At 68.4% G+C, this 13,870-nt stretch carries 16 protein-coding genes; 12 read left to right on the top strand and 4 right to left on the bottom strand.

Translation table 11 applies throughout. The features are described 5' to 3' along the window. The first annotated feature begins 57 nt into the window (after positions 1-57). Positions 58-1,740 carry a CdaR family transcriptional regulator gene (locus HQ325_RS05270; RefSeq protein ID WP_222627040.1) on the top strand — a complete coding sequence of 561 codons (1,683 nt, stop codon included), beginning with the start codon at positions 58-60 and terminating at the stop codon, positions 1,738-1,740. Here HQ325_RS05270 and HQ325_RS05265 read toward each other — a convergent pair. Continuing rightward, a complete protein-coding gene (locus HQ325_RS05265; protein ID WP_222627038.1) occupies positions 1,725-2,357 on the bottom strand; it encodes a DUF2461 domain-containing protein in 633 nt (210 codons plus the stop codon). The two genes, HQ325_RS05270 and HQ325_RS05265, sit on opposite strands and share 16 nt — an antisense overlap. A gap of 64 nt (positions 2,358-2,421) precedes the next feature. Continuing rightward, positions 2,422-3,558: an acyl-CoA dehydrogenase family protein gene (locus tag HQ325_RS05260; protein WP_222627036.1), complete on the bottom strand. Its 1,137-nt coding sequence runs from the start codon at positions 3,556-3,558 to the stop codon at positions 2,422-2,424. A gap of 107 nt (positions 3,559-3,665) precedes the next feature. Here HQ325_RS05260 and HQ325_RS05255 point away from each other — a divergent pair, with 107 nt between their 5' ends. From HQ325_RS05255 to HQ325_RS05205, 11 genes are all read left to right on the top strand, one after another. Next, the gene (locus HQ325_RS05255; protein ID WP_222627034.1) at positions 3,666-4,238 is read left to right on the top strand and encodes a TetR/AcrR family transcriptional regulator; all 573 of its coding nucleotides are present in this window, start codon (positions 3,666-3,668) and stop codon (positions 4,236-4,238) included. A 75-nt stretch (positions 4,239-4,313) separates the two neighbouring features. Then, on the top strand, positions 4,314-4,790 hold the full coding sequence (locus HQ325_RS05250) for a VOC family protein (RefSeq protein WP_222627032.1): 477 nt from the start codon (positions 4,314-4,316) through the stop codon (positions 4,788-4,790). Between the two features lie 17 nt (positions 4,791-4,807). Next, positions 4,808-5,512, top strand: a complete 705-nt coding sequence (locus HQ325_RS05245; RefSeq protein ID WP_222627029.1) for a phosphodiesterase — start codon at positions 4,808-4,810, stop codon at positions 5,510-5,512. Positions 5,513-5,648: 136 nt separating this feature from the next. Beyond that, positions 5,649-6,263 carry a MaoC family dehydratase N-terminal domain-containing protein gene (locus tag HQ325_RS05240; RefSeq protein WP_222627026.1) on the top strand — a complete coding sequence of 205 codons (615 nt, stop codon included), beginning with the start codon at positions 5,649-5,651 and terminating at the stop codon, positions 6,261-6,263. A 97-nt stretch (positions 6,264-6,360) separates the two neighbouring features. After that, positions 6,361-6,972: a pentapeptide repeat-containing protein gene (locus HQ325_RS05235; RefSeq protein WP_308014259.1), complete on the top strand. Its 612-nt coding sequence runs from the start codon at positions 6,361-6,363 to the stop codon at positions 6,970-6,972. Positions 6,973-7,258: 286 nt separating this feature from the next. After that, complete coding sequence (locus HQ325_RS05230; protein ID WP_222627022.1) at positions 7,259-7,468, top strand: dodecin; 210 nt, start codon at positions 7,259-7,261, stop codon at positions 7,466-7,468. A gap of 84 nt (positions 7,469-7,552) precedes the next feature. Continuing rightward, entirely contained in the window at positions 7,553-8,614 is a 1,062-nt protein-coding gene (locus HQ325_RS05225) for a hypothetical protein (protein ID WP_222627020.1), read from the top strand. 99 nt (positions 8,615-8,713) lie between these two features. Next, positions 8,714-9,784, top strand: a complete 1,071-nt coding sequence (locus tag HQ325_RS05220) for an amidohydrolase family protein (protein WP_222627018.1) — start codon at positions 8,714-8,716, stop codon at positions 9,782-9,784. 29 nt (positions 9,785-9,813) lie between these two features. Beyond that, the gene (locus HQ325_RS05215) at positions 9,814-10,875 is read left to right on the top strand and encodes a low specificity L-threonine aldolase (RefSeq protein ID WP_261777682.1); all 1,062 of its coding nucleotides are present in this window, start codon (positions 9,814-9,816) and stop codon (positions 10,873-10,875) included. An 18-nt stretch (positions 10,876-10,893) separates the two neighbouring features. After that, positions 10,894-11,247 (top strand): TetR/AcrR family transcriptional regulator, encoded by a 354-nt coding sequence (locus tag HQ325_RS05210; RefSeq protein WP_222627014.1) that lies wholly within the window; start codon positions 10,894-10,896, stop codon positions 11,245-11,247. Beyond that, entirely contained in the window at positions 11,244-11,597 is a 354-nt protein-coding gene (locus HQ325_RS05205) for a PH domain-containing protein (protein WP_222627012.1), read from the top strand. Before HQ325_RS05210 ends, HQ325_RS05205 begins: the two co-directional genes overlap by 4 nt. 3 nt (positions 11,598-11,600) lie before the next feature. Here HQ325_RS05205 and HQ325_RS05200 read toward each other — a convergent pair whose 3' ends face one another. Beyond that, on the bottom strand, positions 11,601-12,587 hold the full coding sequence (locus HQ325_RS05200) for a D-glycerate dehydrogenase (RefSeq protein ID WP_222627009.1): 987 nt from the start codon (positions 12,585-12,587) through the stop codon (positions 11,601-11,603). Next, positions 12,584-13,780: a CaiB/BaiF CoA-transferase family protein gene (locus HQ325_RS05195; protein ID WP_222627007.1), complete on the bottom strand. Its 1,197-nt coding sequence runs from the start codon at positions 13,778-13,780 to the stop codon at positions 12,584-12,586. Before HQ325_RS05195 ends, HQ325_RS05200 begins: the two co-directional genes overlap by 4 nt. Positions 13,781-13,870 lie beyond the last annotated feature (90 nt).

The raw sequence follows: 13,870 nt of genomic DNA, 5'->3' as shown, positions 1-13,870 counted from the left end.
CCAAAGAAACCCACCGACCGCTGTCCGATCGGACGAAGGACACCTAGAGTGCACGGCATGACCAGCACCTCGTCGACTCTCGACTCGATCGTGCGTGCGCTGCACTCCGCCTTCGTCGAGGTGCTCGTGGCACCGGCAGGGTCGGACGTGCCGATCGGGTCGGTGACGCTCGTCGACGCCGACGATCTGGCCGCCGAGCTCTACACGACCGCCGCCGCGGCGGACCTCTATCTCCTGGCGGGTGTGCGGGAAGCGGACGCCGTGGCGTGGTTCGACGACATGGCGACGCGGAGCAGCGACCTTCGACCCACCGCGGTGATGTCGAAGATCGCCGCCTCGTCGACGCTGATGCAGCACTCGGCCCGCACGGCCGGCGTCGCTCTCGTGGCGGTGCACCCGCAGACCCGCTGGGATCGCCTCCTGTCGATGGTGCGCGGCGTGCTCGACCATTCCTCGCCGTCGATCACCACACCTCCGCCGTCGTCTGCGGAACCGTCCGAACTGGCGGGACTGGTGGGCGCAGACACCGATCTCTTCGGGCTGGCGCACACCGTCGCGATGCTCACGCGCGGGATGGTGAGCATCGAGGATCAGCGATCACACGTGTTGGCGTACTCGGCGTCGGACGATCAGGCGGACGAGCTGCGGACCCTGTCCATCCTCGGCCGGGAAGGCCCCTCGGAATATCTCCGGCGACTCGAGCAGTGGGGTGTCTACGACGCGGTCCGCCGTTCCGACGAGGTCGTCGAGGTGCCGGCACACCCCGATCTGGGTATCCGGCGGCGGCTGGTCGCCGGTATCCGAACGACTGCCACACAGCATATTTCGGGTACACCCCGACTGGTGGGCACGCTGTGGATCCAGGAGGGCCGTCGACCGCTCACCGACGACGCTGCCAGCGTGCTGCAGGGCGCGGCCGCCGTGGCGGCGCGGTTGATCACACGCATCCTGGAGGCACCCACGAACGAGGCGGTGCAGATCCAGCGACTGCTCGGCGCTCGGGGCGGCGGGGTCGATGTGCCCTCACTCGCTGCGGCCCTGTCCATTCCGACGGACGGCCCGGCGGCGGTGATCGGTCTGGCCGCGCTCGACAGCACTGCGCCAGATGCCCCCTCGTCGGCCACGATGGCCGATTTGTCCGGTGCGATCCGTCTGCACGCCAGTTCGTTTCACCGCCTGTCGCTGGTCACCACGCTCGGCGACCGCATCTACGTTCTCGTTCCACGGACCCGCGCGGAGTCCTCGGTGCCGTCGTGGACTCGCCGGTTGCTCGACGGCGTCGAGGCACGCACAGCTATCAGGTTGCGGGCCGCGGTGGCGTCGCCGGTGTCCGCGCTGTCGGAGGTCGCCGCCGCCCGGCTCGAGGTCGATCGCGTCCTGGACGGAACGGTGGGAGCCGACGACAGGGTGACCACACTCGCCGATTCGCGGACGTCCGTGCTGCTCGGTGAGATCGTCGATCTGCTCGTCGCGCATCCGTCGCTGCACGATCCGCGCATGGCGGCTCTCGTCGCGTACGACGCGCGCACGTCCTCGTCGCTGTGCGAGAGCGTCGCGATGTATCTGCGCCACCCGTCGGACGTGCGCCGGGCCGCGGCGGATCTGCACGTGCACCCGAACACGCTGCGTTATCGGGTCAGACGGGCGGAGGAGATCACCGGGACGGATCTGTCCGATCCTGCTGCGCGAGTGCTGATGGAGCTCCAGTTGGCCGTGCTGGCGCGTCAGGCGAGTACCTGACGGCACCATTCGAGAAGGGGCGTGAGATCCCGCCAGGCGGCACGGATGTGATCGGCGCACTCCGGTGTGTCGAGCCAGGGCGGGCAGCCGAACGACCGCCCCGCGGTCAGGGACTTGTGGCGCAACAGATCGATGCGCGGATGATCCGCGTCGTAACCGCGCGGCGAGGTCTTGAGTCGATCACCGCCGCGGTCGTATCCGCGGCTCTCGAGATCGGCGACGATCCGTGCGAGCTCCGACCCACGGACCTCGTCGTCGACGACGGCACGGAACTGGGCGATGGAGTCGGACGTGGACGCGTAGAACCCGCCGGCGACCATGAGGCCGGAAGCATCGACCTGCACGTACCACCCCGTGGACGGGGCCACCTGCACGTAGGCACCCTGGTGCGTCTTGTACGGCACCTTGTCCTTGGAGAAGCGGACGTCGCGGTGCGGCCGGAAGAGCGTGGCCGACCCGAACTCCTCGGCCAGCACCTCCGTGAGCGCGGTCATGGGCGCGCGGACCGACTCGTCGTAGACGTGCTTGTGCTCGGCCCACCAGGTCTTGCTGTTGTCGACCTCGAGATCCTCGTAGAAATCGAGGGCGGCCTCCGGGATTCCGGTGAACGAGCTCATAGCGGGAGGCTATCGCCCCGTGCGCCCTGTGCGTACCGCTGGATGCGCATAGTGCGCACGGGGGTCAGGCCAGCGACCGGCTGATCACCAGACGCTGGATCTGGTTGGTGCCCTCGAAGATCTGCGTGATCTTGGCATCACGCATGTACCGCTCGACCCGGAAATCTCGGGTGTACCCGTAGCCTCCGAACACCTGCACGCCGTCGGTGGTCACCTTCATGGCGGCGTCGGTCGCCACGAGCTTGGCCACGGAGGCCTGACGCGAGAACGGCAGTCCGGCGTCCTTGCGGCGTGCCGCGTCGATGTACGTCGCGCGGGCCGAGTCGACCGCCGCTGCCATGTCCGCCAGCACGAACCCGAGCCCTTGATGATCGATGATCTTGCGGCCGAACGTCGTCCGCTCCTGCGCATAGGCCACGGCGTCGTCGAGCGCGGCCTGGGCGATCCCGACGGCGACGGCGGCGATGCCCAGCCGACCCGCGTCGAGGGCACTGAAGGCGATGCCGAGCCCCTGCCCCTCCTCGCCGATGCGGCGATCGGCCGACAACACCGCGCCGTCGTAGTGGGCGGCCGTCGTGGGGATCGCGTGCAGCCCCATCTTCTCCTCCGGAGCTCCGAAGGAGAGCCCCTCGAGGTCGGCGGGCACCAGGAAGCAGGAGATGCCCCGCGATCCCTCACCGGTGCGCGCGAAGAGCGTGTAGAAGTCCGCCTTGCCGCCGTGCGTGATCCAGGCCTTCGACCCGGTGACGGTGTACCCGTCCGGACCGGCCACGGCCTTGCAGGACAGGGCGGCCGCGTCGCTGCCGGCCTGTGGCTCCGACAGGCTGTAGGCGCCGATCGTGCGCCCACCGAGCATGTCCGGCAGCCACTGCGACTTCTGGTCCTCGGACCCGAAGGACATCAACGGGTGGCACGAGAGCCCGTGCACGCTGACCGCGACGGCCACTGCGGCCCAGCGCGACGCCAGCTCCTCGAGCACCTGCAGATAGACCTCGTAGGACTGACCGCCGCCGCCCCACTCCTCCGGATACGGCAGGCTGAGCAGCCCCGCCTCGCCCAGCGTGGCGAAGACGCCCTCGGGATAGGTCTCGGCCTTCTCGTGTTCGTCGACGATCGGATCGAGGACCTTGTCCGCGATGTCGCGGGTCAACTGGAGCAGGTCACGTGCGTCGTCGTTCGGCAGCAGTCGTTCGACAGTCATGGGTCCTCGTCTCGGTCGCGGATCGGGCGGGGCGGCACCAGTACTGCGGCGGCTCCCTCAGTACCGCGAACAGTACTGCATGACGTTCTGCAGTACTGTCGCTCACCATGACCGGTGCTCACGCGACGGCGCGGCGCGCACAACTCTTCGATTCCGTGGTCGCACTGTTCCTGGCCGAAGGCTTCGCGCACCTCACACTCGACGACATCGCCGCCCGCCTGCGCTGCTCGAAGAGCACGCTGTACACCCTCGCCGCGAGCAAGGACGACCTCGTCCGATCCGCGGCGGTGCACTTCTTCACCTCGGCAGCGATCCGGGTGGATGCAGCATCCGACGCAGCGACAGGAACACGCGAACGCCTCGCCGCCTACCTGGGCGCGGTCGGTGAAGCACTCGCGCCGGCGTCGGAACGCTTCATGACCGACCTCGCCGACTTCGAACCGTCGAGGCTCGTCTACGAACGCAACACCGCCATCGCCGCCGAACGAGTCCGCGGCATCATCGACGACGGAGTCCGCGCCGGTGACGTGCGGGACGTCCACGCCGCGTTCGTCGCCGACGTGGCCGCGTCGGTGATGGTGTCGATCCAGAGCCGCGCGCTCGCCCGGCGCACTGGTCTCGACGATGCCGCCGCCTACCGGGAGCTGGCCACACTGCTGACCGCGGGCATCGCGCGATGACTTTCGTCGGCGGTCGGAGTCGACACGGCTGACGGGTCGAGTTCGATCCGCCATCCGAGCACGAAGGACCTGACGATGCAGAAGATCACACCCACGCTGTGGTTCGACGACCAGGCCGAGGAGGCGGCAGAGTTCTATCTCTCGACATTCGGCACGGGGGCGATCCTGAACGTCAGCCGCTACGGCGACGGCGGACCCGGTGCCCCCGGCCGCGCGATGATGGTCGACTTCGAACTCTTCGGTCAGCGATTCAACGCCTTGAACGGCGGGCCACAGTTCCCGTTCACCGAGGCCATCTCCATGGCGGTCAGCTGCGACGGGCAGGAGGAGGTCGATCGCTACTGGAACGCGCTCACGTCCGACGGCGGAAGCGAGGGCCGATGCGCCTGGTGCAAGGACAGGTTCGGGGTCTCCTGGCAGATCGTCCCGATCCAGTTGATGCAGCTGATGAGCACGCCGGATCCGGCGGCATCGCAGCGCGTCGTGCAGGCCATGCTGTCGATGTCGAAGATCGTGGTCGCCGACCTGCAGAAGGCCCACGACGGCGCCTGATCGGGTGAGGTTTTCTCATGGCGCGCACCGGGCAGACACCGAACGTGAACGAGACGTCGATGCCCGTGCGCGCGCTGGCCCTGCCGTTCGGACTGGGGTCGGCGCTGCGCCACGCCAAGCTCTTCCACCCGCACGGGAAGATTCTGACGGGCACACTGCGCCGTACCGCCGAGGGCGACATCGGACTGCCCGTGGGCTCGTGCGAGGTGATGGTGCGTTTGTCGACCGCGCTCGGGTTGCCCCGCCGGGTTCCCGATGTCGCCGGTCTCGCGCTGCGTCTTCCACCGACCGACCGGGCTGACGGCGCGTGGGACATGCTCCTGGCGAGCGCCGGCCGGGACGTGGTGACGCGGTGCGTTCCGCTTCCGGTACTGGCGTTCGAGACGGCCTCCTTCTCGACACTGATGCCGCTGCAGTTCGAGGGTCGTCAGTGGTGGGTCCGCGCGCGGGCCGTCGCCGCGCCCCCACTACCCACCCTGGACTCCATCGTCGACGCCGTGCGTGCGCGGCCGCTGGTCTTCGAGTTCGAGCAGGCCGAGGGCACCGGGTCGTACCTCCCACTGGCGGAACTGACGCTGAACTCGGTCGACGAGTCCGGTGGCGACCTGTCGTTCGACCCGATCCGGCGCACTCCCGACAGTGTGCGGCCCGGCCCGGAATGGCTGCGGTCGCTCCGGGCGAGGGCCTACCTCGACAGCCGGCGCGGCCGGTCCGACACCTGACCGTTTCGACCGCGCTCGACCGCGCTCGACCGACCGGGTTCGACCGCCGCATTTGTGGTTATTCACGCGCGAAGTAGGATTTGTTCACATACGCGTGTGCCGACGATCGTGGCCGCGTCCCAGGGGAAGGCTCCACGTGACCAGCAATTCGGTGACCGACGATTCCGTGACGGGTGCCCACGAGACTCGCCCGCTCGTTCCCCACGAGCCCGATCACCGGTTCGAACGCAGTTCCCGGCTGGTCGGACACGAGTACGTCATTCCCGACTACTACGAGGTCGGTCGCGAGAAGATCCGGGAACTCTCGCGTGCCATCCAGAACCAGCACCCCGCCCATCACAAGGAGGCCGCGGCGGCCGAGCTGGGTTACGGGGGACTCGTCGCACCCGCGACCTTCGTGAGCGTCGTCGGGTCGATCGCGATCGACTACCTCTTCGCCCACATCCTCGTGGAGTACGAGATCACGGCGGTCATGCAGACCGATCAAGGCTTCGTTCTGCATCGCCCGGTGATGCAGGGAGATCAGTTGGTGTCCACCCTCCAGGTGCTGTCGATCCGCCAGTTCGCGGGCAACGACATCCTGGTGGTCCAGAACCATCTGACGTCGCACGGCGAGGACGTGTGCACCAGCACCACGACGTTCATCGCGCGGTCCGATGCCGACGTGGATCCGCGAGCGGCGGCCCTCGTCGACGCCGTACTGCCCGCCAGCGTGCCGCGGATGGGCCCCACCGCACGCCCGACCGCCTGACCGCCTGCATTCCGGCCGGCCTCCGGCCTCCCCGCCACACCCCGGCCTTCCCGGCACACCCCGGCCGGCCTCCGGCCTTCCCGCTAGAGTCCCCCGTGTGGAGGACGAATTCGCCGACCGGTCGTTCGAGGACGAGAACTACAACGAGAGCGACGCACACGGCCAGCAGTGGGACAGGCGCTCGTACACGTCCTGCAGCTTCATCGATGCGGATCTCGCCGGCCTGACCACTCACGGTGTCGTCTTCACCGACTGCGACTTCTCCGGTGTCGATCTGACGGAGTCGACGCACATCGGGTCGGCCTTCCGCAACTGCGAATTCCGCCGGAGCCGGTTGTGGCACAGCACCTTCCGTAGCACATCGTTTCTCGGTTCCGCCATTTCCGACTCGCGTATCACGCCCGCTGTCTTCGACGAGGTCGACCTCATGCTCACGTCTCTCGGCGGGCTCGACCTCCGCGGGCTCGACCTGACCGGGGCGCGTCTGCGGGACGCCAACCTCGTCGGAACCGATCTTCGCAAGGCCACGCTGCGCGGCGTCGACTTCGGCGGCGCCCGCACCTCCGGCCTCCGACTCGACGACGCGGATCTGCGCGGCAGCGTCGCCGATGCGACGTTCTGGACGTCGGCGGCGCTCGGCGGTGCCCGCATCGACACCGTCCAGGCGCTCGCCTACGTGCACGCGCACGGTCTCACCGTCACGGACTAGATCGATCCGACACCGGCCCGACTCCGAATAGAAGACGGAAACGGCCTCCCCGCCCGCGTGGTCCGTGCGGGAAGGCCGTTCCATCGGCAGGGCTGTGGTCTCAACCTCACCGGGCGTCCGCGCCGACGCTCGCGCCGCCGCTGCCGCCGCACGTCTTCTACCCGAGCCGCCCTGTTCCGAAACGGACACGGGTACCGGGTCGAACCGCGTCGATCGAAACTCTGGACCGGACGCCACCCGAGGACGCACGATGACGGAGTTCTGTTCATCGACCGAAGGGCACCCCGTGAGCGACAACGTCTACCGCGTCACCGAGATCGTCGGCACCTCGACCGAAGGTGTCGACGACGCCATCCGCAAGGCCATCTCCCGTGCGAGCGCCACACTGCGAGAGCTGGACTGGTTCGAAGTCACCGAGACTCGCGGACACATCGAGAACGGTGCTGTCGCGCACTTCCAGGTGACGCTGAAGGTCGGCTTCAAGCTCGACGACTGAGCGATCGGTCGGGCGACGACTCGGCGGGAACGCGGCGGCCCCCCGTGCCCGTTTCCGATCGAGCACGACGGGTAGCCGACCAGGATGCCCGTCGTCAGAGTCGCGTCCGATCCCGGCTTCGCCGCCGCCGTCGCCGACTCCGTCGCGGCCGATCTCGACGGATCGGCAACGCGCGACGGCGACGTGCTCACCGTCGACCAGGTCGCGATCCCGTTGCCACCGGTACAGAGCGGCAGCCCCGACCTGGACACCTGGGCGTCCCTGCTCGGCCATACCGGGGGCAGCGAGGACGTCCTCACCGTGTGCGTGTCCGAGATACCGCGGCGCGTGCGGTCCCGCCCCGTACTCGCCGAGATCGTCGGGCCGTCGATGGTGGTCGTCTACGTTCCGTCGTTCGGGACCCACCGAGTCGCGCCGCGGGCGCGCGCCGTCACGCTGGCCGCGCTGGAAGCGCTACGCGACGCCACCGGTGTCGACCGGCCCGATCCCGCCACGGGTCTCGCGCACTGGTCCACCGTGTCCGGCCACGACGCCCTGGTGGCGCCCGCCCTGGCGGGACGAGCGCGAGTGGTCGCGGGCATGATCCGCACCAACCGCCCGTGGCGGTTGATGCCGACGTTGTCCGGCGCACTCGCCGCGGCGACCGCGACGTCCGCGTTCGGCCTCTTCTACTCGAGCATCTGGCAGATGGCGGCCTCGATGTCGATCGTGCGTCTGTCAGCGGTGTCCGCCACCGCCCTCGTGGCCGTGACGACATGGCTCATCGTGCCGAACGGACTGTGGGAGAGGCGCGCTCGACGCGAGCGCGGGTTCGATCGCACGATGTACAACCTCGCCACCCTCGGTACGGTCGTGTCCGGGGTGGCCGTCATGTACGCGGTCCTGTTCGCGGTGGTCGGCGCGGCGGCCGCGGTGGTGATCTCTCCGTCGTTCCTGTCCGAACAGATCGGGCGTTCGGCGAACCTCTCCGATTACGTTCGCCTGGCCTGGCTCTCGGCATCACTCGGCACCGTGGCGGGCGCCGTCGGCAGCACCGTGGCCGACCGGGAGCAGATTCTCCGTGCGACGTTCGGACACCGCGAGGTCCTGCGTCGACGCGCAGCGGCCGGCCGACTGGACGACACGCAGGACCACGTCGACTCGTGACCGGTCCCGAAGTCCGATGAAAACATCAGGAGTGGCACCGGCGCCTGTTACGTTGCCGCGGAGCCGGGGGGACGGCTTCCGCACACGGGGGGAACGACGATGGCGACACGACGACAGGCTCTGCAGACTCTGATCGGCGGAGGCGTGCTCGGCACGGGCCTGCTCGCGGCCACGGGACCGACGGCCTGGGCCGCTCCCACAGGCGCGTATCGAGTGGACCTGCACGCGCACATGATCCCGCCGATGTATCGGGAGGCCGTGCTGCGCGCAGGGCTTCTCGTTCCGGGCGGCCTTCCGTTGCCCGCGTGGTCGCCGGAGGCCGCTCTCGCGTTCATGGACGAGTTCGGTATCGCGGCCCAGGTGCTCTCGATCTCCGACCCCGGTGTGCGGTTCGCGCGCGGTCTCGAGGCAGTGCGCCTGGCGCGTTCCTGCAACGACTACGCGGCCGACCAGGTGCGGCTGCATCCCGCTCGTTTCGGCTCCCTGGTCACCGTGCCCCTCCCGGACGTGCCGGCGTCCCTCGCCGAGATCGCGCACGGTCTGGACGTCCTGGGAATGGACGGCGTCGCACTGCTGTCCTCGTACGACGGCATCTACCTCGGTGACCCCCGCTTCGAGCCGATCATGGCGTTGCTCGACGCGCGGTCCGCCCTCGTCTTCGTCCACCCCGGCGAGCTCCCCGCGGGTTCGGCTCCCCCACTGCCGCTTCCGAGCTTTCTTCTGGAGTTCCCGTTCGAGACCACGAGGACAGCGGTCGAGATGATCGCGGCCGGCACGCTCGACCGGTATCCGAACATCCGCTTCGTCCTCGCTCACGCCGGTGGTTGCCTGCCGTACCTCGCCACACGGCTGGGTGCGCCCCGCGCCGTCGTACCGGACCAGATCCCGTCCGTGTCGCTGCTGGGCCTGGAAGGTGCACTGCGGCGCTTCCACTACGACACCGCGCTGTCCGCCTCGGCGTCGTCGCTGCGGTCGGTGCTCGAGGTGGCCGACGTCGACCACATCGTCTTCGGAACCGACTGGCCCTTCAGCGGACTCACCTACTCCGCCTCGGACACCTCCGACCCGGCCCCGGGCCTGTCCGACGTGTTCGACGGCGACGGCCGGGCGCGGGTCGAACGCACCAATCCCCTCGCGCTGCTCCCCCGCCTGGCGGCGGAGCTGCGGTAGCTGGTCGCGGTTCTGCCACCATGGTGGGTATGGCCACGAGCACCACTGCCCCACTCACCGGATACCTCAGCGACAACGCCGCCGGCACCGCCCCGGAGATTCTCGCGGCCATGGTGGAGGCGTCGACCGGACTCGCGACCCCGTACGGCAACGATTCGACGTCCGCTCGTCTCACGGCACTGATGGCCGATGTCTTCGAGCGTCCCGTCGACGTGTTCGTCGTCGGAACCGGTTCGGCGGCCAACGGACTGGCGTTGGCCGCGTGCACGCCGCCGTGGGGCAGCATTCTCACGCATCCCGACGGCCACATCACCAACGACGAGGCGGGCGCTCCCGAGTTCTTCACCGACGGCGCCAAGATCGTTCTGGTGGACGGTCCGCACTCGAAAATGCATCCCGACGCACTGCGCGCTGCAGTCGTGCGACGACGCGGCGACGTCCACAGTGTCCAGCCGTCGGTGGTGAGCCTCACCCAGGTCACCGAGACCGGCAGCGTCCACACCCTCGACGAGGTGCGCGAGGTCTCGACCATCGCGCACGATGCCGGACTCCGCGTGCACATGGACGGCGCCCGGTTCGCCAACGCGCTCGTGGCCCTCGACTGCTCGCCGGCCGAGATGACCTGGCGAGCGGGAGTCGACGTCCTGTCCTTCGGCGCGACGAAGAACGGCACCATGACGGCCGAGGCGATCGTCTCGTTCGATCCCTCCCTGTCTGTGGAACTGGCGTTCCGTCACAAGCGCGGTGGCCAGCTGACGTCCAAGATGCGGTTCCAGAGTGCCCAACTCGTGGCCTACCTGGAGAACGATCTCTGGATGCGTCATGCGCGTAACGCCAACGCGATGGCCGCCCGGCTGCGCGCGGGACTACGACCGGTCACCGGTGTGGAGGTCGTGGGCGACGCGTCGGCGAACATGTCCTACTTCCGCTTCCCCGCTGCTCTGACACGGGCACTGCACGACCGCGGATTCACGTTCTACGACGACCGGTGGGAGCCGGGGGTCGTGCGTCTCGTGACGTCGTTCGCGCACACTGCGCGCGACGTGGATGCATTCGTCGACGCCGTGCGGGCGCTCGCCATTATTGACTGATCAGTCTAGAATGGGTGCATGCCGAGACCTCGTGAGTTCGACACGGACACCGTGCTCGCGGCTGCGATCGACGTGTTCACCGCACACGGCTACACGGGAGCCTCCGTGGACCAGATCCTCGAGGCCGTGGGCATCCGGCGGGCCAGCCTCTACAACGCGTTCGGAAGCAAGCGCGGACTGTTCCTCACCGCACTGCGCTCGACGCACTCCACGATGCCTCTGCTTCTGGTCGCTCTCATGGATCTGGCCCCTTCCGATCCCTCGGTGAGGCAGGAGATTCACGAGAAGTTGGTTGCCGAGAGCATCGACGCACGAACACTGGGCGACGCGATACTCACGCGCGCCTGCATCGAGAGAAAGGGCACATCATGAACACCGTGACCATCGTCGACGGTCGACTGGTCGTCGAACCTCGCGGTCTCGACAAGCTCTGGAGCTTCACGCGCCGACTCGACATTCCGTTGTCCGAGGTGAAGGGCGCCACCGTCGACACCGGCGTACGGCGTGAGCCCAGGGGCATCAGGGCTCCGGGCCTCTCGATACCGGGAAAGTACGCCGGCACCTTCCACCGTGACGGCGAGAAGGTGTTCTGGAACGTCGGGGATCCGGTGCGCAACATCGTGATCGAGCTCGACGGCACCGGACGGTTCGATCGCCTCGTCCTGACGGTGGACGATCCGACCAGGACGGAGAACGCGGTCAACTCCGCACTCGCGACCTAGTTCTCACAGGTCCGCCCATGCCTCCGGATTGACGGCGTGGGGCGGCAGCTCGCCGGCGGCCATCGCGACGGCGTTCTCCGCGCACAGACGCGCCATCTCGCTCCGCACCGACACCGTCGCGCTCCCGACGTGCGGCAGCAGCACGGTGTTGGCCAGCTCCGACAGGCCGGGTGCCGTGGCCGGTTCGTCCTCGTAGACGTCGAGCCCCGCGCCGGCGATCACGCCGCCGCGCAACGCCTCCACCAGAGCGGCCTCGTCGACCACCGGCCCGCGCGCGGTGTTCACCAGAATCGCGGAGGTCTTCATCGCGCCGAGAACCCGAGCATCGACGAGGTGGTGCGTCGCCTCGGTCAGCGGAACGTGCAGGGACAGGAAATCGCTCGTCGCCACCAACTCGTCCCACGAGACGTGCTCGACACGACCGCCGAACTCGCCGAGTTCCTCGTCGTCGACGGGCCTGTCGGACGGGGGTCGAGGGCAGAACCGCACCGTCATACCGAATCCGAGAGCGCGCCGCGCTGTCGCGCGCGCGATGCGCCCGAATCCGGCCAGTCCCAACACCCGTCCGGACACGTCCGTGCCGAGCATCAGTTCCGGTGCCCATCCGGTGAACTCACCGGCGCGCACCATCCGGTCCGCCTCGAGCGCCCGACGCGCTGTGGCCAGCATCAGCAACAGAGCGATGTCCGCCGTCGAGTCCGTCAGGACGCCCGGAGTGTTCCCGACGACGATGCCTCGGGCGGTGGCGGCGCCGACCTCGATGTTGTCGACACCCACCGCGTAGTTGGAGATCCCCCGCAGGCGCGCACCGGCGAGCAGACCGCTGTCGAACCGGTCTCGGAGCTGGGCCACCACCACGTCGTAGTCGCCGGAGGCGCATCGCTCCGCCAGCGCGACGTGATCGAGCGCGATCACGTCGACGTCGGCGGCGCGGCGCAGGATCTCCATACCCGGTTCCGGAATCGGCAGGGTGACCAGGATCCGTGTCATACGTCCTGCTCGCTTTCCGTACGTCCCAACAGTTCCCGCAGTACTTCGGCGGTGTGCTCGCCGAGGTCCGGTCCGAGCGATCGGATGGGAACGGACGCGTCGCCGATGACGGGCACCACACCGACGAAACCCACGTCCACCGGAGTCTCACCACCGACGTCCACGGGGAACGTCTGAATCATGTTGCGCGCTCGGTACTGTGGGTCCCGCACGATGTCGGCGGCCGTGTAGATGGGCCCCGACGGCACACCGGCCCGATCAAGCACCGCCAACGCCTCGTCGCGTGAGTGCAGCATGGTCCAGGCGGAGATGGCCGCGTCCAGTTCGTCCCGACGCTGCCAGCGGCCTGCGTTGGCAGACAGCTCGGGATCCGCGCCGAGATCCGGCCGCCCGATGGTCTCCATGTAGCGCTGGAAGATGGCGTCACCGTTGCCGGCGATGATGATCGAGTGACCGTCGTTGCACGGGTACGCATTCGAGGGTGCGATGCCTTCCATCCGCCCACCGGTGCGCTCGCGTTCCACTCCGTAGGCGAGGTAGTCGGGTACCAACGATTCCATCATCGACAGAATCGACTCGTTGAGCGCGACGTCGATCGATCGTTGCTCCAGCGAGAGCTCGCTCGTCGCGGCCTGGCGTCGGAACAGTGCCATGACACAACCGAAGGCGGCGTAGAGGCCGGCGATGGAATCGCCGATCGACACTCCGACGCGAACCGGTGGTCGGTCGGGGTCGCCGACGAGGTTGCGGAATCCCCCGTAGGCCTCGGCGACAGCGGCGAATCCGGGACGCTCGGCCATCGGACCGGTCTGCCCGAAAGCGGAGATGCGGGTGATGATGAGGTCGGGGTTCTTCTCGCTCAACCGCTCCGGCGAGAGTCCCCATTTCTCGAGGGTGCCGGGCCGAAAGTTCTCGAGCACGATGTCGCACTGCGCGGCGAGATCCAGCACGTCCTGCCGCCCCTGCTCGGTGCGCAGATCGAGAACGATCGACTTCTTGTTGCGGTTGATCGTGCGATACAACATCGAGGTGGTACCGGAATAGAGACGCCAGTTACGGATCTCGTCGCCGGTGCCGGGCCGCTCGACCTTGATCACCTCCGCGCCGAAGTCCGCGAGCATGCGTCCCGCGGTCGGTGCGGCGATGTAGTTGCCGAGCTCCAACACTCGTATGCCGGTCAGCGGTAGCGACATGGGGTCCTCTCCGTCGTTCCCGGTCGTCCGGGTGCGCTCTCTGTTCGGGAGCCTAGGTGTCGTGGACCCTCGACAGGCAGCACTCCGACG

This window comes from Rhodococcus sp. BP-349 (assembly GCF_019835845.1).
Taxonomy (GTDB): domain Bacteria; phylum Actinomycetota; class Actinomycetes; order Mycobacteriales; family Mycobacteriaceae; genus Rhodococcoides.
The sequence above is the reverse complement of the archived record's forward strand: the minus strand, read 5'-3'. Positions and strand labels throughout refer to the sequence as shown.